The organism is Streptomyces cinnamoneus (genome assembly GCF_014650495.1).
In the GTDB taxonomy this organism is placed as follows: Bacteria; Actinomycetota; Actinomycetes; order Streptomycetales; family Streptomycetaceae; genus Streptomyces; species Streptomyces cinnamoneus.
Genome location: NZ_BMVB01000099.1, coordinates 1 through 523, shown reverse-complemented (window position 1 = coordinate 523; position 523 = coordinate 1). Strand labels below are relative to the sequence as shown.

The 523-nt window shown below is 45.5% G+C and carries 1 protein-coding gene; it reads left to right on the top strand.

The genetic code is table 11. From position 1 onward, the window contains the following. On the top strand, window positions 1–523 hold a 523-nt coding region (locus IE182_RS33000; protein WP_506417129.1), incomplete at both ends, for a CD3337/EF1877 family mobilome membrane protein.

Sequence of the window (523 nt, the reverse complement as noted above, 5' to 3'; positions counted from 1 at the left end):
TTCACTCTTAGGGACGGTAGCTCATGCGACGGGGCTTGTGGACGACACTATCAATACCGAGAACCTTTATTCAAAATATCCGCTGTCTAACTATCAGCTAGATTTTTATGTAGATAATAGCTGGTCGTGGCTTCCATGGAACTGGCTGGACGGTATCGGGAAATCGGTGCAGTACGGGCTTTACTGTATTACCAACTTTGTCTGGACTATCAGTTTATATTTAAGCAATGCTACGGGCTATGTGGTGCAGGAAGCCTATAATCTGGACTTCATCAACGATATGGCAGACAGTATCGGAAAGAGCATACAGACCCTTGCAGGCGTTACCGAGAACGGCTTTTCTTCTACGGGCTTTTATGTTGGTTTCCTGCTTCTCATTATCTTAGTCGTTGGAATGTATGTTGCCTATACGGGACTGATAAAACGGGAAACCAGCAAGGCACTTCACGCTGTTATCAACTTTGTGGTGGTGTTCGTGCTGTCCGCTTCGTTTATTGCCTATGCTCCCGATTACATCAAGAAG